Below are 21,260 nucleotides of genomic sequence, written 5' to 3' on the forward strand. Positions count from 1 at the left end.
ATTTTAATATGGCTATATAATACTTCTCTATCGGGTGCATAGCTCAGCTGGGAGAGCATCGCCCTTACAAGGCGAGGGTCGGGGGTTCGAGCCCCTCTGCACCCACCACGATACTAAAAGGCAGTTTATACTGCCTTTTTTTATGTCTGAATATTGTGGTAGTTTTAGGTTTCATCTGATAATCTTTGTAGTAGACCTTATTATTTACACTAGTCTTAATATGAATGTATAAATATACATTAGAATTTAACTTATAAAAGGATATGTATGAACAAAAAAATATTACCTTTGTCTTTATTGATGTTAACTGGATTAACTAGCTATAGTTCAGCTTTTAGTGCTGATAAAAATGATTCTGCTGAGCCTACAACTCAACAAGTTCAAATATCTACAAATGATGCTTGCCCACAATCGCAAGAGGCGAAAACCATAACTATGAAAGATATGTCTTTTTCATATTTCAAATATGAAGATCATATTTGTGGAACTCTTGCCGTTGATTTATCTAAAAATAAAGATTGGTCAAAAGCTGGTAGTGGATGGTTTGCAGCTGGATTTGGAGCTAAGACAATGAAAGGCTCAAATATGTTTATATTTGTACCTAAAAATTCAGATGTGAAAAATACTAAGTATAATGTGTTTGCAAATATTGGTGGTGCTTATGGTCCTACTAAAAGTTTAGATACTAAACCTATAGATGGGCAAATCAAAATCCTATCTTCATCATTAGGCAAGGTCAATTTTGCAATTTATCCTGCTAAAATTGATGGTTTATCAAATGATGATAAAAAAATTAATATGATTTTTTCACATTCTAAACCGGGTATGACTGAATTTGCACCAGGTCATACATCAGCGTATGATGGAAAAAGTTTAGATCTTTAATTAGATCGATAACTATAATATGGTTTTGTAGTATTTAATAAAAAAATATTTGTCTTTAGAGCTTATATCCCATAAAATTCTAAGTAATATAACTTTCTCAATAAATCAAATGGGCAGATCACGCCGTAATAAACTCAAAGAGGGTATCTTTGAAGCACAAATAATTTCTTTAAGTCATGATGGAAGAGGTATTGCAAAGGTTGATGGGAAAACAACATTCATACCTTTTACTCTTCCAGGTGAAGAAGTTAAATTTGAATACACTTTTTCAAAAGCCAAATTTGATGAAGGTAAGGTTGTAGAATATATTTCTAAGTCAGCAGAAAGGGTTGAGCCTGTTTGTGAGCATTTTGAAATCTGTGGGGGATGTAGCTTACAGCATATGTCATCACAAGCGCAAATTAAGCTTAAGCAAGAAACTTTATTAAATCAGCTAAAATATATTGGTGAAGGTGTTGAACCACAATCAATTCTAGAACCGCTATTATCACAAAATACTGAAGGCTATCGTAACAAAGCTAGATTAGGCGTAAGGTTTGTTACAAAAAAAGGTAGAATTTTAGTCGGTTTTAGAGAAAGAAATGGTAGGTTTTTAGCAGATATAGAAAAATGTGTGATATTAAACCCACTCATCGGACAAAAGTTACCAGAGATATCTGTATTTATAGAAACTCTTTCAAACTATAAGCAAATAGCTCAATTAGAAGTAGCTATCGATGATTATCGCCCAACTATTATCATACGACATCTTGAGCCATTTACAGATTCAGATATAGAGTTAATTAAGCAATTTGCCCAAGAGCATAATTATTGGATTTATTTACAGTCAAAAGGACCTGATACAGTCTTTAGGTTGTACCCTGAGCAAAATGTAGAGCCTGTTAAGCTAAGTTATAATCCTGTGAAAGATATTAAGATAGGTTTTGAGCCTGGTGATTTCACACAGGTAAATAACGACATTAACAAAAAAATGATCCAAAAAGCCATAGAGCTTTTAGATATTCAAAAAGATGATTCTATTATTGATTTATTTTGTGGGCTTGGTAATTTCACTTTGCCGCTATCACAATTTGCAAAGACTGTAATAGGTGTTGAAGGTGAGCAAACAATGGTTAATAGAGCTATTGAAACTGCAAAAAATAACAATGTAAAAAATGCAAAGTTTTATATGGCTAACTTATTTGAAAGCTTTGAAGATAAAGAGTGGTTTAACGATTTCGAATATAACAAAATGCTTTTAGATCCGCCGAGAGCGGGAGCACAAGAAGTCTGTCAAAACATCGAGAAATTTGGAGTAGAAAGAATTGTATATGTATCTTGTAGTACAGCAACTCTAGCTCGTGATGCTGGAATCTTGGTAAATCAAAAAGGCTATACTCTAGTAAGTACAGGAGTGATGGATATGTTTCCCCATACTATGCATGTAGAATCAATCGCAGTTTTTGTGAAAAATAAAAGGTAAATATATAAAGGATAGAGTTATGTTTATTGGTGTAGATATTGGTGGTTCAAATATGGCTGCTGGATTATTTGATGAAAATAGAAAATTGATAACAACAGCAAAAGTTAAGTCAAAAGCAAAAGAAGCTACAGATGTCGTTATTGGTCAGCTTTTTAAAGTTGTTGATAAATTGAAAGTAGAAATTTCTGCTGATAAAAAACTTCAAGGCATAGGCATAGGTGTAGCAGGACTCGTTGATAAAAAAACTTCAGTTATGAAAAAAAGTGTCAATATAAATATTAATGATGTAAATCTAAAAGAAGTTTTAGAAGAAAAATATAGTGTTTTAGCTAAGGTAGAAAATGATGTGAATGTTGGTATCTTAGGTGAAGCAAAATATGGTGCAGGTGTTGGTTACGATGATATTGTAGGAGCTTTTGTTGGAACAGGTATTGGAGGAGGATTAGTTTTAAATGGTTCTCTATATACTGGCAACGGGGGTCTAGCTGGGGAGTTAGGACACACTATAGTGAAAAGTGGTGGAGTTTACTGTCGTGGTTGTGGATCACAAGGTTGTTTGGAAGCTTATGCTGGTAAAGTCGGTATTGAAAATAAGATTGAAAGTTTAGCTAAGAAAAATATCAAAAGTACACTTATAGATCTTGTTGTAGAAAATAATGGTAAATTAAAAAGTAGTCATATTAAAAAAGCATTGGTTGAGAAAGATCAAATTGCATTAGATATACTCGATGAGGCAATGGAGTATCTTGGTGTGGGGCTTGCGACAAGCTTGAATATGCTTAACCCATCAATGGTCATTTTAGGTGGTGGAGTAATGGAGGCAATTGGTGAGGAGTATTTAGCTAAAGTAAAAAGAACTGTAGCAAGATATACTTTCGCTGATATATATGCTGAATGTGATTTTAAATTGGCAAAACTTGGTGATGATGCAGGAATTTATGGAGCTATGGAACTAGTTGCTAATGAATTTCACTAGAATGTCTATAAATTTAGCCCAACAAATCTTTAAAAAATCATTATGACCTCCTTTTTTTATCATTTTTACTAGGTTTTATCTAATAATAGTCAGACCTCTTAAACTTAATGATTTTAATAAAATTAATTAATCAATCAATTTCAAAATTATCGCTTTAATTACTTAACTTGTTATGTTTCATAGGCTATAATCAGCACTATAAGAAAGCCCAATTAAAAGTAGATCATCATGACTGTTAGACAAACTCTTTTATTGATAATTACGCCTATTGTGGCAATGTGTGTATTGTCATTTGGTAATGGTTATTTTACTACATTTTCATCAATAGAATTAAATAGCTTAGGCCGTTCAAATTTTATGATAGGGATAATTTCTGCTGCTTATTTTCTAGGTATGACTACAGGGTCCTATTTCTCCCAGTTTACTGTTGTAAGGGTAGGTTTTATAAGAGCTTTTGTATTATTTGCATCACTTATGGCTATAAGTACAATGACTTTGGGGATATTTAAAGAGACTTCTGTTTGGATAATATTTAGGTTTACCTCAGGCTACTCATTAGCAGCACTTTTTATAATTATTGAAAGTTGGTGTATTTTATCATCAGATAAGAAAAATAGAGGACTTATATTTTCTATTTATTTGTTTGTATACTATGGCACACAAGCAGTATCTCAGTTGATGATAAATGTGCATTTTAGTCAGTCATTATTAGCATATTGTTTTATATCTTCTTTATGTAGTATAGCTATTGTACTAATGGCATTTACAAAAACAGTTGCTCCAGCACCTCATTCAGACGAGGTATGTTCTCCTAAAAAAATATTTAAAAAAGTACCTCTAGCTATAGTTGCAGGAGGTATTGGTGGGGCTATTATTGGTTCGATATATACAATTTTACCTATATTTTTAGTTAGAATGGACAGCACTCATAATTTAATATCTGTATTAATGATGACTACTATATTAGGTGGTATGTTGCTCCAGGTTCCAATGGGTAAATTATCAGATATTATTGATCGTAGAAAAGTCATACTTTTAGCTGTAGTTGGTATAGTTGTAACATCATTACTTGCATTATTACTACATGGTTTACCTTTTATATTCGCAATAGTTATATTTTTGTTTGGTGGTTGTGCTTTTGTAATTTATCCACTATCAATTTCTCATGCCAGCGACTTTCTTGAGGATCATGAGATTGTTGGTGCTATAGGGGTAATAACAATTGCTTATGGTGTTGGTTCAGTGGTTGGACCTATCATAATTACTAATTTTATGGCGATAGTTGGGCCATTAGGTTTCTTCATTATAATACTTGCAGCCTCAATAGTATTAAGTGTATATGTTTGCTATAGGTTGAAATCTAGAGAAGAGGCTACCGATACTGCACCGTTTACTATCGCCACACCAGAGACTGTGGGTTTTGCTGAAGCTCAAGAAGTAATATCTGATAAGCTCTCAGAATAATCAATCTAAACAATTATATTAAATTGCAAAGTTAAGATAGCTAGCTTATAATTACAACTAGTTTTTCAAGCTCAAAAGAGACTAATTTAACTAAAGGAGTTAATTTAACATGTCATCATTAATTTCCCAAGTATTTGCTAGACAAATATTAGATTCACGTGGAAACCCTACTGTAGAAGTAGACGTTGTTTTAGAAAGTGGTGCGTTTGGCCGTGCTGCAGTACCTTCTGGTGCATCTACTGGTATAAGAGAAGCATTAGAACTTAGAGATGGTAACAAGGAAATATTCTTAGGTAAGAGCGTTTATAAAGCGATTGAAAATGTAAATACAAAAATTGCTCAAGCTATTAAAGGTATAGATGCTTTAGATCAAAGATTAGTTGATAAAACTATGATTGATTTAGATGGTACAGAAAACAAAAAAAATCTTGGTGCTAATGCTATTTTAGGCGTTTCTTTAGCAACAGCTAGAGCAGCAGCATCTCATTTAAGAAAGCCATTTTATCGTTACTTAATGGATGTAAAAGAGTACTTAATGCCTGTACCAATGATGAATGTGATCAATGGTGGTTCTCATGCAGACAACAATGTAGATATGCAAGAATTTATGATTGTACCAGCTGGTTTTGATACTTTTTCTGAAAGTTTAAGATGTGGTACAGAAATATTCCATACACTTAAAAAAGTGTTAGTTAACGATGGTTATAGTGTTGCTGGTGTTGGTGATGAGGGTGGTTATGCCCCAGACCTTCCATCAAATGAAGCTGCAATTGAGGCTATTTTGAAAGCTATTAAAGAAGCAGGTTATGAAGCTGGTAAACATGTATTTATCGCACTTGATCCTGCTAGCAGTGAATTCTATAAAAATGGAAAGTATGAGCTAGCATCAGAAAATAAATCTCTTACTAGTCAAGAGATGGTTGACTACTATGCTGACTGGGTTGAAAAGTATCCTATAGTTTCTATTGAAGATGGTCTTGCAGAGGAAGATTGGGATGGTTGGAAGCTTCTAACAGATAAGCTTGGTAAAAGAGTTCAGCTAGTTGGTGATGATTTATTTGTTACAAACCCAAGTATCTTAGCTAAAGGTATTGAAAGAGGCGTAGCAAACTCAATTTTGATTAAAGTAAATCAAATTGGTTCACTTACTGAAACTTTTGAAGCAATGGCAATGGCTGGCCAAGCAGGCTATACTTGCGTTGTATCTCATCGTTCTGGAGAGACTTCTGACACTATTATTGCCGATTTGGCTGTAGCTACTTGTTCTGGTCAAATTAAGACAGGTTCTTTATCTAGATCTGATCGTATAGCAAAATACAATCAACTTCTTAGAATAGAGGAAGAGCTTGGTGAAAATGCTATTTACCCTGGTGTTAAAGCTTTTGTATTTAGTCCAGATGAAGAAGCTTCAGAAGCTAAAGAAATTGTTATTGAAGAGTCTGAAACTGAAAAAGTTGTTGTTCAAGTAGAAGATTAATAAAATTTCATGAGTAGCCGATCTAATTCGTTTTTCTATATCTTTATTACTATAGTTATTTTCTTGATAGCAATACTGCAATATGAGTTATGGCTTAGTAATACTGGACTACTAAGCTATAAGACATTATCTGCAGATGTTATATCAGAGACTAAAGAGGTTAAAGATAAAACTCAGGCAAATACAAAGCTTTATTCTGAAGTTATTTCATTAAGAAAAAATGGTGAAGTTCTTGAGAGTTTAGCACGTCAAAATATGGGCTTAATAAAGAAAGGTGAGATTTTTTATAGTGTCAACTAGCCTCCCTAAATATGTCATAATTCCTGCTGCTGGTATTGGAAGTCGAATGAATAGCGACATTCCTAAACAATATTTAAAGCTAGCCAATAATCATACAGTTTTAGATACCACTTTATCTAAATTTGTAGAGGAAGATTTTTTTGATTTAGTTATAATTTCTTTAAAAGAAAATGATGAATATTGGAAGCTTTCTCAGTACTTTAACCATCCAAAAGTTAAAGTATGCAAAGGAGGTAATACAAGATTTGAAAGTGTTTTTAATGCTTTACACTCTTTAGCAGCTGTTCATAATGATGCTTGGATATTCGTTCATGATGCAGCTAGGCCAGCTATTAGCTTTGATGAAATTAAACTACTGTATGACCAGGTTTTATTAGAAAAAGATGAGAGTGGTATCCTTGCTGTTAAAGCCTTTGAAACAGTTAAAAAAGTATCTCAGAAGGTTATTGAAGAAACTTTAGATCGTAGCTATATATGGTTAGCTCAAACTCCTCAATTATCTAAATATAATACTCTTAAAAGTGCTTTTAAGTTTTGTGTTGATAATAATCTTGTGGAAAAAATTACAGACGAGTCATCAGCTTTAGAGCTTTTTGGGTTATCTCCAGTTATTGTTGAAGGATCTAGGAAAAATATTAAAATAACTACAAAAGAAGATCTTGAATTTATCAATTTTTTTATCTGAAAAAACTCAGTTAATCATAAGCCCTATCATATAGCCAAAAATTATAGTTAATCCTATAATGACAAGCATAGCATTTAGACTAGCCTTTCTATATTCTTGGTATCTTATATTTTGGTAAATAATAATAACAGGAAGAATATATAGTAAAAAAGCTACTGTTGGAGCAACCAATATTCCTATTATATTTAGGATTTTGAAGTTACAGACCGTGCATACCCAAAGTACAGAAAAAATTATTAAAATACATAATAGGTTGATGTATTTATCTTTAATATTTAAATTGTAGTAAGAGTTCAGAAGGTTTTTAAATAAATATCTTAATGCTTCTCTAGAACCAATATAACAACCTACAAAAGAGCTTATAATAGCTGTAAATACTATCAACGGCCCAAGTGTTTTTAATAATGCACTTGGATGTTGTTGTTCAATTAAGGTTACTATTGAAAGATTATTTGCACTAGCTGTATTTAAGTCTTCAATAGTTGTACTCAGTAAGCAGGATGTTACAAATAAAAGTACAAATATGAAAAGCACGCAGCTGTTAATTTTTAATATCTTATAAACCTTTATTTTTGCATCTGTATTAATCATTTTCATATTTTCTTTATAAAAAACAACTAGACTTGATACGACAGGAGAGTGATTCATTGATAGGATTAAGATAGGTAATACCATCAATACACCTTTTATATAATTCATTATTTCAAAATGACTTTTACTAATGAATTCACCATTCCAATAAGGTATGACATAGACACTTAAAACAACAACCATAATTATTAGTGAAACTACTATAAACTGCATAAACTTAAGTATTATGTTTATACCTAAGGAAACAATAGTCATTAGAACAGTTAATATGAGAAAGCTAAACCAGATTTGATCAGAAAAGTCTATAGTTGAAAAATGATATTTATATAGAAAATTACCCAGCTCATTGTTTAAACCAATTGAATACATTGGCATATTTAAAAATATAGCTAAGAAATATAGCATTACACAAAGCAAACCAAAAAACTTTCCAAGATTATGAGTAAAAACTTCTGTAATAGCCTTATCTTGAGAATTTATTACTATATTTGCCATACTTTTATGTGAATAGTATGTTAAAGGTAGTGCAAATATCATTACAGTTAATAGTGCCCAAAAGCCACTATCTCCAGCTTGGACAGGTAGATAAAGTAAACCAGCACCAACAGCTGTCCCAAAGAGTGTAAAAACCCATTGGACATCTATTTTTTTAGTATGGTAGATTGACTTTTCCATTAATTACTCCAGTCAAGAATTACTTTTCCACACTTACCACTTTTCATGATTTCAAATCCTTCTTTATAGTCATTAATGCTCATTCTATGAGTGATAACAGGACTCATATCCATGCCTGCTTGCAACATACTTGACATCAAATACCATGTTTCAAACATTTCTCTGCCATAAATTCCTTTCAATATTAATCCTTTGAAAAGAATAGCCCCCCAATTAACTGAAATATCACTAGCAGAGATTCCTAAAAGAGAGAGTTTACCTCCATGATTCATAACTTCAAGCATCATTGAGATAGCTGAGTTAATTCCAGACATTTCTAAACCAACATCAAATCCTTCAGTCATACCTATACCAGATATTATTTTCCGCATTTCAGTATTTAAATCTTCCTGATTTTTATATGGTGCTACATTTAATACAAAAGTCGCTCCAAAATCTTTAGCTTTTTTAAGGCGGTATTCATTTATATCTGTTACGACAATTCTTCTTGCACCGCAAAACCTAGCAATTTTAACAGCCATAAGACCAATTGGTCCAGCTCCTGTTATAAGTACATCTTCACCTGTTAAGTTAAAAGATAGAGCAGTATGGACAGCATTACCTAAGGGGTCAAATATACTAGCAACTTCATCAGAGATTGTGTCTGGGACTTTAAAAACATTACTAGCTGGCATAGTCAGGTATTCAGCAAAAGCTCCCTGTACATTTACGCCTATGCCGATAGTTTTACGACAAAGATGGCGCTTACCTGCATTACAATTTCTACAGTGTCCACATACAAGATGACCTTCTCCTGAAACTCTGTCACCGATACCAAACCCTTGCACTCCATCACCTAAGGCTACCACTTCACCAATAAATTCATGTCCAACAATCATTGGTACAGGTATAGTCTCTTGTGACCACTTATCCCAGTTATAAATGTGTAAGTCAGTACCACAAATTGCAGTTTTCTTGATTTTTATGAGAATATCATTATGCCCATACTCTGGAATAGGAGCATCGTCAATCATCCAAATACCAGGTTCTGCCTTTAGTTTAGATAAAGCTCTCATAGTTTTTTGTTTCATACTAAATAATCCCTAGTTCTTTTGCAGCTTTTGTAAAGCCTTCAACAGCTTTGTCTATTTGCTCAAACGAATGAGCAGCTGACATTTGTGTACGAATACGAGCTTTGCCTCGTGGTACTACAGGGAATGAAAAAGCAATTACATATATTCCATAATCTAATAGTTTCTCAGCAAATATAGCAGCTTTTTTCTCATCGTAAATCATCACAGGGATAATAGGATGCTCACCAGGAATTAAATCAAAACCTGCAGCCGTCATTTTAGATCTAAACCTTTGTTGGTTAGCTTGTAATTGATCACGGAGTTTATTTGAGCTTTTTGTTACTTCTAAAGCTTTTAATGAGGTCTTAGCGATAATAGGAGCTACTGAGTTTGAGAAAAGGTAAGGGCGAGATAGATTTTTAAGTACATCAACAATTTCTTTTTTAGCGCAAATATATCCACCAGAAGCACCACCAAGACCTTTACCAAGCGTACCTGTAAGTATATCTACTCGACCCATTACGCCACAATGCTCAATCGAGCCTTTACCATTTTTGCCGACAAAACCAGAAGCATGAGAGTCGTCAACCATTACTATAGCGTTGTATTTATCTGCTAAATCACAGACAGCTTTTAAGTCAGCAATAATACCATCCATAGAAAATACGCCATCAGTAGCAATCATTTTGAATCTTGCTCCAGCTTTATCGGCCTCGATTAGCTTTTCCTCAAGATCTTTCATATCGTTATTTGCATATCTAAAACGCATAGCTTTACATAAACGCACACCGTCAATAATACTTGCATGATTTAGTGAATCACTGATGATAGCGTCTTCTTTTGTAAGTAGAGTTTCAAATAATCCAGCATTTGCATCAAAACAAGATGGATAAAGTATAGTGTCTTCAAATTCAAAAAAATCACTAAGTTCTTTTTCAAGTTCTTTATGTACGCGATTTGTACCGCAAATAAATCTAACAGATGCCATACCATAACCACATTCTTCAATATGCTCTTTTGCGTATTTTACAATTTCAGGATTATTAGCAAAGCCTAGGTAATTATTCGCACAGAAGTTTATTAGAGTATCTCCATTTTCGAGCTCTATAACAGGATCTTGAGCAGAGGTGATAACTCTTTCAGTTTTGTATGTGCCACCATCTTTTAGTTCTTGGATTTTATTTTGTATATGTGAATAGAATAATTTGTTCATTTTAAACTCCTTTTTTATAAAATTAGTACAGCTTAAATCTTATGAAATTTATTATTTTATAGATTATTCTATAAATTTTAAGATTTAGATTGTATTTTGAAACACAGTTATAAGTATCTAAGTTAGTTTATATTACTACCTAGATAAATAGTTTCTAAACAATAGTAACAATATATATATAAAAAGATTGAGAATAAAGGTATTGATAGCAGAAAAAGCTATAAAGCTTTGAAGATTTATATGGGTATTATTCTATTTCAAATTTTTCTCTAGAATAATCTGCAAGAATATCTGAATTAAGTCCTAGCTTACTTCCATCAACAGCTGGGTTTGGTAAGTTAATGGCCCAGAACATGCTACCACCATAATTATTTTCAGCAACATAGTTAACTGCTTGCTTACTAACATCCATTCCTTCCCATACGCCACCAGCTGCTTGGAATCCTGGTTCAAAACCAAGTACAATAAGCTCTGGATTTACTCGGGTTTTGAATGTATCTAATACATCTTTATATACGTCCATATTCCAGGTTTTACCATTTGGCATATAGCTAGTACCAACATCGTAAGCCATGATATTCACCCAATTTACTACTTTGTTTAGAGAACTGCCATTAGCTTTTAACCAATTATCTATAGCAATACCTTCACCATCAGATTTAAATCCAGCAAAACCATATTTTTTACTATCTGGCATAAATGCATTAAATCGAGTTGTATAACCTATTTCTTTATCTTGCATTCCTGCGGCATCAAGTTTTTGGCGTAGTTTCAGCATCGTTTCTGCTAAGACTGCTTGCTCTTCTTTTGCATTAGGGTTCGGTTGACCATTAGCTAATTGATTAATATGCTCCCAGTCAAAATCAATACCATCACCACTTTGTTTTAGCAATTGAACCATCATATCTACAAGTTTATCCACTTGGGCTGGACTAATTGTTTGCTGTAAATCAGACCAACCACCTAAAGCCCAAATAAACTTACCATCGGTTTTATGAGTTGCTTTTATTAGACCATCAATTCTAGATCTCATCCAGTTATCTTCACGTTCCCAACCAGCAGTACCTTCTGGATAAACTTTCATCAATCCTAAAACATCTTTTGCTGTCATAGATTCGTATATAGCGGTACCATCCCACTCAGTGTTTGATGGGTTATCTGGATTAGGGTTTTTAGCTAAAGTTAAGAAAGAGTATAAGACATGAGTATAAGGAGCTACATCATTTGTATAGTATTGAGATTCAGCCATATTTGTACTAGAACTTTGCATAGCACCTTTCCAGTTTGCCCAGTATCCAACTACTTTTTTACCTGATTCTATCGGAGCTCTTTGCTCAAATTGAATTTCAATATTTTGAGAATCATTATCTGCTGAGAATGAGCTTGTGTTTAGCGTAGCCTTGTAACCATTTGGCTTTGTAACCGTAGCAGTCCATGTAGAATTATCTTTAGGAATATCAATCTCAAAGGTATTATTACTATCAAGTGTAATTTCTTGGCTATCATTATTATCATTCATTAAAGTTAATATAGCTGTTTGCTCATTTGGTAGGCCTTTAACATTTATAGTAACAGTTTGCGTAGCAACTTCTTGTTTTATAAACTCTAGATTAACATCTGTAGTGTTGAATTTAGTTACATTAGCACTAATCGGATTAGCTTTAAATATAGCACCACCAGCAGACATATCTGCAACAGAGATAATATATTTGCCTTCAGGGAGGTCATTTATGACTGTAGCATTATTTAGGCTGATTGTTCCCTGTCTTATAAAGTTAGCATCAGATTCGCTTTTAATCGTGTAAGCAGGTTTTTGAGTTGAATTGATTGCTATATCAGCGGTAAGGCTTATAGATCCAACTTCAGCAGGAGCTGGAGCAGAATAGTTAACATCTAAGTTGACACTATCATTTTGAGCTACTGTAAAGTTAGCTGGTGATACGGAGGCTTTACTACTACCTATATCTTCAGCAAAAACAGTATATTTGCCAACTGTTAGCTGTTTGGTTATAGATGAGTTCCAGTCTAGCTTAAAGTCTTCAACTTTAGCACCATTGTCATTATATATTATGATATGAGGAGTAGAGTTTGAATCTACTCCCTGAGGGTTTTCTCCAGTACTGATTGTAAACTCACCAATTTGCTGCTCTTGAGATCCATTACCTACATTAAAGTTTCTAATCTCAAAATCAGGAGCATAGTTTGCATCATATGTTGCTACATTTAAAGGTGAGAAAGAAACTACAGTGGATTTACCTGCTGGTAAAACATATCCCTGATCTTGTGGCCACCATTTTTCTACAGTTACAGTTACTTTGTTGCCATTTTTAATTACATTAGTTTTCCCAGGTAATCCCCATACGCTACCTACTTGTACTCCATTTGATAGCTCAAAGCTAATAGGTTTATCTAGTAAGTTCGTATCTGCATCACATTTAAATCTTATAGATCCTGTCCATCCATCTTTTGCTTCTTCAAGATTACAATCTGCATATGCAATTGATCCCATAAAGGCTAGAGTTATTGCTGATATTAATTTATATTTTGATTTCATAATATAATCCTCTTATAGTTGCTAAAATTTATAAGCAAATAAAAATGCTTACATTCTCATTATCAGCCTAATCTAACGAATATTCAAGTAATCCTACCTTAAAAGGTTGAAGCTTGATTGCTGTTTAATTTTTTGTTAAGTAAATATTTCTGTGTTGTAAGAGCTTACATTAGACATTTTATAAAACTTATTTAATAGACGGCATAAGGTTTTTTTGAGTGGGTTTGTTAAATCTATAGGAAATTAAATTAAGCTTCTTTATTTAAAATACAATTTTTTAATTAAAAAGGTTGTTGTGTAATGATTTTTATTTATAGCAACACATGTTTATTCAAATCCGTAAGCATCCATAGCACTTTGAGAATATCTTGTACCATGAGTTGCTCCATGATGAGCAATAGAATCAATTCTTTCTAGAGTTTCTTTATTCAAATTTATTTCGTAAGCGATTAAAGAATCTTTAATTCTTGAGGTTTTTCGCATACCTGGTATTACAAGTACATTTTGAGAAATGAGCCATGAAAGTGATAATGTTGATAAGGAAATGTTTAAACTATCAGCAATAACTTTCAGCTTTTCAATAAGTTTCATATTTTCAGTATAGTTATTTCCTGTGAACTTGGGTAAAGTTTGTCTAAAATCATTACCTTGTAACAATGATGCTGAAAAAGTATCTGTAAGCATACCTCTACATAGAGGGCTATATGCTACAAAATTGATAGAATTACTTTTACACATATCAAGAATACCATTATTTTCGACAATACGCTCAAGCAGTGAATACTCGGACTGTACAAAATCTATACTAGTGATTTGATGTAAGATTTTTAACTGTTCAAGGTTTGGCTCACTTAATCCAACAGATTTAACCAAACCTTCTTCTCTTATATCCTTAAGAAACCTTCCTAAAACCTCTAGTTTTTGTTCGTTGGCATTAGGAGGAAGACGATGGACATAGAAAATATCCAAGTAGTTTGTTTGTAAATTTTTTAAGGAATGATTTAGTTGCTCCCTCAAATATTTGGGTTCTATACATATTCCTCTAACATTCGGATCATTTTTGTCTCTTAAAATCCCTGCTTTAGAAGCTATAATCAGATTTTTTCTAATTGAAGTGTTCTTTAAATTAAGGTGTTTACCTAAAAAAACTTCATTAGCACCATAAGCGTAACCATCTGCCGTATCAAAATGATTGATACTATTGTCTAGAGCTTCTTTCATAGCATTGATAGCTTCATCGGCATCTGTATAACATAGAACTCGGAAATCCCCATTGCACCAAATCCAACTATAGATATATTGCCAATTGCATTCACATGCTTCTTTAAATTCATTTTATTAACCCTCTATTTTTTGTTTAAAACAACTCTTTAATAGAAATCAAAGCATTAGCTGCTTTTGGAAATCCTGCAAAATATGCTGTTTGTAGTATGGCTTCAGAAATTTCTTCTTTAGAGGCACCTACATTTATAGCTGCTTCCGTATGTGCTCTAATTTGATTGTCACATGATCCTAAAGTCACTAGGCTTACTATAATTAGTAATTCTCTTGTCTTAATGTCTAGTATGTTTGTTCTTTGTAAAATATCTCCAAACATGTTTTCTATAGTTATTTCAGCCATTTTTGGACTAATCTCTTTAAACTGATTTAAAATTGCTTCACCAGTATGACCACCATGCAGCTTATTTAATAGTTTCAGTCCATTTTCCATTTTACTCATAAGGTTTTCCTTGTTGGTTTGGTGTTTGACAATAGTATGATGATATTTTAAAAGTTATAATATCCGTATTGACTACGGTATAGAGAATTTTAGGAATGCATATTATAAAGTCTTGGGATGAGTTGGATTTTGAAGCAACACCATTTTTAAACAATGCAGATGTTATAAATAAGATTATAGAGCCCATTTCTCATCATTTTGGTTTGGACTGTTTTAGCTATCATAAAACATTCTCAGACGGTAGTCAGATTAGGCTTAGTAATAGGGTTGATTGGTATAAACATTATTTATCAGAAAAACTTTATTTAGAGAGTGTTTTTGAGCTGAGTGCAGATAACTACCAGTCGAGTTATTTTCTATGGTCAACAATTTCAAGTCATGAACGCATCATAAAAGAGGCCGCGAAGCATGGTATCTATCAAGGTGTGACGATCGTCAATAAAATCAGTAGTGACTGTGAGTTCTATTTTCTAGGTATGAGTAACAGCAATCAGATTTTATACCGAAACCTTGTTTTGAATATTAATCAGCTACTAAAATTTGTATCGTATTTTAATGTTAAAGCAAAAAATATCATCCAAACAATTTCTATGAATAAAATTATTTCTGAAGATATGAGGTTGAATTCAACAAGTTTTGAATCGGTATCTAGTTTTAATAAGGTAGACTATGTTATGGATCTTTATGATATAAATATGACCAATCGTGAAAAAGATATCTCTTTGCAGCTGATAAATAATAAAACATCAAAGCAAATAGCTTTATCATTAGGATTATCTTATAGAACAGTAGAACAGTACATCGATAATTTAAAAAATAAGTTTGGTGTTTTTAGTAAGCAAGATTTAGAAAGTAAATTACGAGAGATGTTCGCTTAAGGATTAATGTGATTTTAATTCTCTTAACTTTTCGTTGTGATTGAAAGTAGAAAATCTTCTTTTCTGAGATAAATACAAAAAACCTTGAAAAAGATGTAAAAAGTAGTTGCGTTTTGTAAATGTGATGTGTATTATATGTCTTCACCGGTTGGGAGTGATGCAACGGGAAGCGAGGCAGCGATTAGGTTTGCGGTCATCGAGATATTTAATAGATATATTATATACAAACACTTTGTTAATGAATTTGAGTGAACAGTAGTTGGAGTCAGAAATAGATTAAACTGAAGAGTTTGATCCTGGCTCAGATTGAACGCTGGTGGTATGCTTAACACATGCAAGTCGAACGGTAACAGAAGGAGCTTGCTCCTTGCTGACGAGTGGCGGACGGGTGAGTAACGCGTAGGAATCTACCTATCTGTGGGGGATACCGTTTGGAAACGAACGTTAATACCGCATAATATCTTCGGATTAAAAGTGGCACTTGTGCTGCTGCGGATAGATGAGCCTGCGTTAGATTAGCTTGTTGGTGGGGTAAAGGCCTACCAAGGCTGCGATCTATAGCTGATTTGAGAGGATGATCAGCCACATTGGAACTGAGACACGGTCCAAACTCCTACGGGAGGCAGCAGTGGGGAATATTGGACAATGGGCGGAAGCCTGATCCAGCAATACCATGTGTGTGAAGAAGGCTCTAGGGTTGTAAAGCACTTTAGTCAGGGAGGAAGTTTATTTGGTTAATAGCTGAATGAATTGACGTTACCTGAAGAATAAGCACCGGCTAACTCCGTGCCAGCAGCCGCGGTAATACGGGGGGTGCAAGCGTTAATCGGAATTACTGGGCGTAAAGGGTCTGTAGGTGGTATAGTAAGTCAGATGTGAAAGCCCAGGGCTCAACCTTGGAACTGCATTTGATACTGCTAAACTAGAGTATAGTAGAGGAATGGGGAATTTCTGGTGTAGCGGTGAAATGCGTAGAGATCAGAAGGAACACCAATGGCGAAGGCAACATTCTGGACTAATACTGACACTGAGGGACGAAAGCGTGGGGATCAAACAGGATTAGATACCCTGGTAGTCCACGCTGTAAACGATGAGTACTAGCTGTTGGGTTCGGTGTAAAGGATCTAGTGGCGCAGCTAACGCGTTAAGTACTCCGCCTGGGGACTACGGCCGCAAGGCTAAAACTCAAAGGAATTGACGGGGACCCGCACAAGCGGTGGAGCATGTGGTTTAATTCGATGCAACGCGAAGAACCTTACCTGGTCTTGACATCCTGAGAACTTTCTAGAGATAGATTGGTGCCTTCGGGAACTCAGTGACAGGTGCTGCACGGCTGTCGTCAGCTCGTGTTGTGAAATGTTGGGTTAAGTCCCGCAACGAGCGCAACCCCTATTGATAGTTACCATCATTAAGTTGGGTACTCTATTGAGACTGCCGCTGACAAGGCGGAGGAAGGTGGGGACGACGTCAAGTCATCATGGCCCTTACGACCAGGGCTACACACGTGCTACAATGGATATTACAGAGGGCTGCGATACCGCGAGGTGGAGCGAAACTCAGAAAGGTATTCTTAGTCCGGATTGCAGTCTGCAACTCGACTGCATGAAGCAGGAATCGCTAGTAATCGCAGGTCAGAATACTGCGGTGAATACGTTCCCGGGTCTTGTACACACCGCCCGTCACACCATGGGAGTGGGTTGCTCCAGAAGTAGATAGCTTAACGAATGGGCGTTTACCACGGAGTGATTCATGACTGGGGTGAAGTCGTAACAAGGTAGCCGTAGGGGAACCTGCGGCTGGATCACCTCCTTAAAGGAAATACGAAAAATAGAAATAAACTTTAACTGTTGTTTCTCAAGTGATTTAACTTAGTGTTTGTAGATAATATATTTTAGTGTAAATAAATACGGGTCTGTAGCTCAGCTGGTTAGAGCGCACCCCTGATAAGGGTGAGGTCGGTAGTTCAAGTCTACTCAGACCCACCATTTTCTAGACATCGTAAGATGCTGGGAGTATAAAACATATTGGGGCCTTAGCTCAGCTGGGAGAGCACCTGCTTTGCACGCAGGGGGTCAGCGGTTCGATCCCGCTAGGCTCCACCAATATTTATTTGCATGAAGATAGAGATATTTAACAATTTAGTATAGAGATAGACTTAAGAAAATAAGTGCAAGTGGCGGATGCCTTGGCATTCAGAGGCGATGAAGGACGTGTTAATCTGCGATAAGCTTCGGTTAGGTGGTAAATGACCTATGATCCGGAGATTTCCGAATGGGGGAACCCAACCAGAGCAGTCTGGTTACCTACTCGATATAGAGTTAGGAGCGAACGAGGGGAACTGAAACATCTAAGTACCCTTAGGAAGAGAAATCAATTGAGATTCCCGTAGTAGTGGCGAGCGAAGTGGGAAGAGCCTGGTATGATATAGCTAGAATTATAGTAGAACAAGTTGGGAAGCTTGACGATAGAGGGTGATAGTCCCGTATACGAAATAATCTTAGTGGAACTAGACATACGAGCAAGTAGGACGGGGCACGAGAAACCTTGTCTGAATATGGGGGGACCATCCTCCAAGGCTAAATACTACTGAATGACCGATAGTGAACTAGTACCGTGAGGGAAAGGTGAAAAGAACCCTTATAAAGGGAGTGAAATAGAATCTGAAACCACTTGCATACAAGCAGTAGGAGCATAATTTAGTTATGTGACTGCGTACCTTTTGTATAATGGGTCAGCGAGTTACTTTTAGTAGCAAGGATAACTGAATAAGGGATCCGTAGCGAAAGCGAGTCTTAATAGGGCGTATAGTTGCTAGGAGTAGACCCGAAACCGGCGCGATCTATCCATGACCAGGTTGAAGGTTGGGTAATACCAACTGGAGGACCGAACCCACTAATGTTGCAAAATTACGGGATGAGTTGTGGATCGGAGTGAAAGGCTAATCAAGCACGGAGATAGCTGGTTCTCCCCGAAAACTATTTAGGTAGTGCCTCGTGTATAACTGATTGGGGTAAAGCACTGTTTCGACTAGGGGGGTTTTACGACCTTACCGACTCGATGCAAACTCAGAATACGATCAAGTTCAATCACGGGAGACACACTGCGGGTGCTAAGGTCCGTAGTGGAGAGGGAAACAGCCCAGACCGCCAACTAAGGTCCCCAAGTCATAGCTAAGTGGGAAACGAAGTGGGAAGGCCCAGACAGCCAGGAGGTTGGCTTAGAAGCAGCCATCCTTTAAAGAAAGCGTAATAGCTCACTGGTCGAGTCGGCCCGCACGGAAGATTTAACGGGGCTAAGCTATGCACCGAAGTTGCGGATATAGATAATATATGGTAGGGGAGCGTTCTGTAAGCCGATGAAGGTGTGTTGAGAAGCATGCTGGAGGTATCAGAAGTGCGAATGCTGACATGAGTAACGTAAAATAAGTGAGATTCTTATTGGCCGAATACCCAAGGATTCCTACGCAATGTTAATCAACGTAGGGTAAGCCGGCACCTAAGGCGTAGCTGAAGAGTGAAGTCGATGGAAAACAGGTTAATATTCCTGTGCTGCTTATATGAATGATGGAGGGACGGAGAAGGCTAGGTAGGCCCGGCGAATGGTTGTCCGGGTGAAAGTAAGTAGGTAGATACGCTAGGTAAATCCGGTGTATTGTTGATCTGAGATACGAGACGAAGTCAAACTTGTTTGACGAAGCTATTGATGCCATGCTTCCAGGAAAATCTTCTAAGTATATTGTATAGGTAACCGTACTGTAAACCGACACTGGTGGGTAGGTAGAGAATACTAAGGCTATGAGACAACTCTGGTGAAGGAACTAGGCAAAATAACACCGTAACTTTGGAAGAAGGTGTGCCCATGTTATGTGAAGGGACTTGCTCCTGGAGCAGAGATGGGTTGCAATTATCAGGTGGCTGCGACTGTTTATCAAAAACACAGCACTCTGCGAAATCGTAAGATGAAGTATAGGGTGTGACGCCTGCCCGGTGCTGGAAGGTTAATTGAAGTGGTTAGCGCAAGCGAAGCTGTGGATCGAAGCCCCAGTAAACGGCGGCCGTAACTATAACGGTCCTAAGGTAGCGAAATTCCTTGTCGGGTAAGTTCCGACCTGCACGAATGGCGTAACGATGGCCACACTGTCTCCACCAGAGACTCAGTGAAATTGAAATCGCAGTGAAGATGCTGTGTACCCGCGGTTAGACGGAAAGACCCCGTGAACCTTTACTACAGCTTTGCACTGGACTTTGAATATTTATGTGTAGGATAGGTGGGAGACTATGAAGACAAGTCGCTAGATTTGTTGGAGTCGACCTTGAAATACCACCCTTGACTATTTGAAGTTCTAACTCAGGAGAAATTCGAGGACAGTGTATGGTGGGTAGTTTGACTGGGGCGGTCTCCTCCCAAAGAGTAACGGAGGAGTACGAAGGTGCACTCGGCATGGTCGGAAATCATGCCAAGAGTATAAAGGCAAAAGTGCGCTTGACTGCGAGAGTGACGGCTCGAGCAGGTACGAAAGTAGGTCTTAGTGATCCGGTGGTCCTGTATGGAAAGGCCATCGCTCAACGGATAAAAGGTACTCCGGGGATAACAGGCTGATTCCTCCCAAGAGTTCATATCGACGGAGGAGTTTGGCACCTCGATGTCGGCTCATCACATCCTGGGGCTGAAGCAGGTCCCAAGGGTATGGCTGTTCGCCATTTAAAGTGGTACGCGAGCTGGGTTCAGAACGTCGTGAGACAGTTCGGTCCCTATCTGCCGTGGGCGTTGGATATTTGAGAAGAGTTGCTCCTAGTACGAGAGGACCGGAGTGAACGAACCACTGGTGTTCCGGTTGTTTCGCCAGAAGCATTGCCGGGTAGCTACGTTCGGAAGGGATAACCGCTGAAAGCATCTAAGCGGGAAGCCTCCTTCAAGATTAGATATCCCAGGTCTTAGACCTGTAAGGAACGTTGGAGACTACGACGTTGATAGGCTGGGTGTGGAAGTACAGCAATGTATGAAGCTTACCAGTACTAATGATCCGAGAGACTTAAGTCTATTTCTATGCTGAATTGTTAAATATCTTTATTGATATGCAATTAAACAGTAAAATACAAAACCAAAACATTAGAGATTAAAGTTTTGGCGATGATAGCTTGTAGGTACCACCTGATCCCATTCCGAACTCAGAAGTGAAACTATAACACGCCGATGATAGTTTAGCATTCGCTAGGTGAAAGTAGGTAGTCGCCATTTTATTCTATAATAAAAGACTCAACAACAATGAGCACATATTAAAAGCCCCGGTAGTGATCCTATCGGGGCTTTTTTTTTGTCTTAAAATAT

The 21,260-nt window shown here is 36.2% G+C and carries 14 protein-coding genes, 3 tRNA genes and 3 rRNA genes; 14 read left to right on the forward strand and 6 right to left on the reverse strand.

Annotation, left to right across the window (positions count from 1 at the left end):
• Positions 1 to 32 precede the first annotated feature (32 nt).
• From FLM55_RS09320 to ispD, 8 genes are all read left to right on the forward strand, one after another.
• Positions 33 to 108: transfer RNA gene (locus FLM55_RS09320), tRNA-Val, on the forward strand.
• A 159-nt stretch (positions 109 to 267) separates the two neighbouring features.
• Positions 268 to 885: a hypothetical protein gene (locus FLM55_RS09325; RefSeq protein WP_178949006.1), complete on the forward strand. Its 618-nt coding sequence runs from the start codon at positions 268 to 270 to the stop codon at positions 883 to 885.
• A 109-nt stretch (positions 886 to 994) separates the two neighbouring features.
• Positions 995 to 2,347, forward strand: a complete 1,353-nt coding sequence (rlmD, locus tag FLM55_RS09330; RefSeq protein ID WP_178949007.1) for a 23S rRNA (uracil(1939)-C(5))-methyltransferase RlmD — start codon at positions 995 to 997, stop codon at positions 2,345 to 2,347.
• A 19-nt stretch (positions 2,348 to 2,366) separates the two neighbouring features.
• Positions 2,367 to 3,323: an ROK family protein gene (locus tag FLM55_RS09335; protein ID WP_178949008.1), complete on the forward strand. Its 957-nt coding sequence runs from the start codon at positions 2,367 to 2,369 to the stop codon at positions 3,321 to 3,323.
• A 228-nt stretch (positions 3,324 to 3,551) separates the two neighbouring features.
• Complete coding sequence (locus tag FLM55_RS09340) at positions 3,552 to 4,787, forward strand: MFS transporter (RefSeq protein WP_178949009.1); 1,236 nt, start codon at positions 3,552 to 3,554, stop codon at positions 4,785 to 4,787.
• 109 nt (positions 4,788 to 4,896) lie between these two features.
• Positions 4,897 to 6,264, forward strand: a complete 1,368-nt coding sequence (gene eno / locus FLM55_RS09345) for a phosphopyruvate hydratase (protein ID WP_178949010.1) — start codon at positions 4,897 to 4,899, stop codon at positions 6,262 to 6,264.
• Between the two features lie 9 nt (positions 6,265 to 6,273).
• Positions 6,274 to 6,564 (forward strand): septum formation initiator family protein, encoded by a 291-nt coding sequence (locus tag FLM55_RS09350; protein WP_112870190.1) that lies wholly within the window; start codon positions 6,274 to 6,276, stop codon positions 6,562 to 6,564.
• The gene (ispD, locus tag FLM55_RS09355) at positions 6,554 to 7,249 is read left to right on the forward strand and encodes a 2-C-methyl-D-erythritol 4-phosphate cytidylyltransferase (RefSeq protein ID WP_256868879.1); all 696 of its coding nucleotides are present in this window, start codon (positions 6,554 to 6,556) and stop codon (positions 7,247 to 7,249) included. The genes FLM55_RS09350 and ispD overlap by 11 nt, the downstream gene beginning before the upstream one ends.
• Positions 7,250 to 7,255: 6 nt before the next feature.
• Here ispD and FLM55_RS09360 read toward each other — a convergent pair whose 3' ends face one another.
• From FLM55_RS09360 to FLM55_RS09385, 6 genes are all read right to left on the reverse strand, one after another.
• A complete protein-coding gene (locus FLM55_RS09360; RefSeq protein ID WP_178949011.1) occupies positions 7,256 to 8,515 on the reverse strand; it encodes an amino acid permease in 1,260 nt (419 codons plus the stop codon).
• A complete protein-coding gene (gene tdh, locus FLM55_RS09365) occupies positions 8,515 to 9,570 on the reverse strand; it encodes an L-threonine 3-dehydrogenase (RefSeq protein ID WP_178949106.1) in 1,056 nt (351 codons plus the stop codon). The genes FLM55_RS09360 and tdh overlap by 1 nt, the downstream gene beginning before the upstream one ends.
• A gap of 16 nt (positions 9,571 to 9,586) precedes the next feature.
• Positions 9,587 to 10,780: a glycine C-acetyltransferase gene (locus tag FLM55_RS09370; RefSeq protein ID WP_178949012.1), complete on the reverse strand. Its 1,194-nt coding sequence runs from the start codon at positions 10,778 to 10,780 to the stop codon at positions 9,587 to 9,589.
• A gap of 247 nt (positions 10,781 to 11,027) precedes the next feature.
• Entirely contained in the window at positions 11,028 to 13,334 is a 2,307-nt protein-coding gene (locus FLM55_RS09375; RefSeq protein WP_178949013.1) for a glycosyl hydrolase family 18 protein, read from the reverse strand.
• Positions 13,335 to 13,661: 327 nt separating this feature from the next.
• Positions 13,662 to 14,555: an aldo/keto reductase gene (locus FLM55_RS09380; RefSeq protein WP_178949014.1), complete on the reverse strand. Its 894-nt coding sequence runs from the start codon at positions 14,553 to 14,555 to the stop codon at positions 13,662 to 13,664.
• 136 nt (positions 14,556 to 14,691) lie between these two features.
• Positions 14,692 to 15,054 carry a carboxymuconolactone decarboxylase family protein gene (locus FLM55_RS09385; RefSeq protein ID WP_178949015.1) on the reverse strand — a complete coding sequence of 121 codons (363 nt, stop codon included), beginning with the start codon at positions 15,052 to 15,054 and terminating at the stop codon, positions 14,692 to 14,694.
• A 95-nt stretch (positions 15,055 to 15,149) separates the two neighbouring features.
• Between FLM55_RS09385 and FLM55_RS09390 the strand changes: the two genes are divergently transcribed.
• The 6 genes from FLM55_RS09390 (at position 15,150) to rrf (ending at position 21,170) form a co-directional block, all read left to right on the forward strand.
• Entirely contained in the window at positions 15,150 to 15,932 is a 783-nt protein-coding gene (locus FLM55_RS09390) for a LuxR C-terminal-related transcriptional regulator (RefSeq protein ID WP_178949016.1), read from the forward strand.
• A gap of 278 nt (positions 15,933 to 16,210) precedes the next feature.
• Positions 16,211 to 17,744, forward strand: a 16S ribosomal RNA gene (locus FLM55_RS09395).
• A gap of 96 nt (positions 17,745 to 17,840) precedes the next feature.
• Positions 17,841 to 17,917, forward strand: a tRNA-Ile gene (locus FLM55_RS09400).
• Positions 17,918 to 17,958: 41 nt separating this feature from the next.
• Positions 17,959 to 18,034: transfer RNA gene (locus FLM55_RS09405), tRNA-Ala, on the forward strand.
• 51 nt (positions 18,035 to 18,085) lie between these two features.
• Positions 18,086 to 20,972, forward strand: a 23S ribosomal RNA gene (locus FLM55_RS09410).
• Between the two features lie 83 nt (positions 20,973 to 21,055).
• A 5S ribosomal RNA gene (gene rrf, locus FLM55_RS09415) occupies positions 21,056 to 21,170 on the forward strand.
• Together the 16S, 23S and 5S rRNA genes with 2 tRNA genes alongside form the textbook arrangement of a ribosomal RNA operon.
• The last annotated feature ends 90 nt before the right edge of the window (positions 21,171 to 21,260 follow it).

The sequence above is a fragment of the Francisella sp. Scap27 genome, assembly GCF_013394105.1.
In the GTDB taxonomy this organism is placed as follows: Bacteria; Pseudomonadota; Gammaproteobacteria; order Francisellales; family Francisellaceae; genus Francisella; species Francisella adeliensis.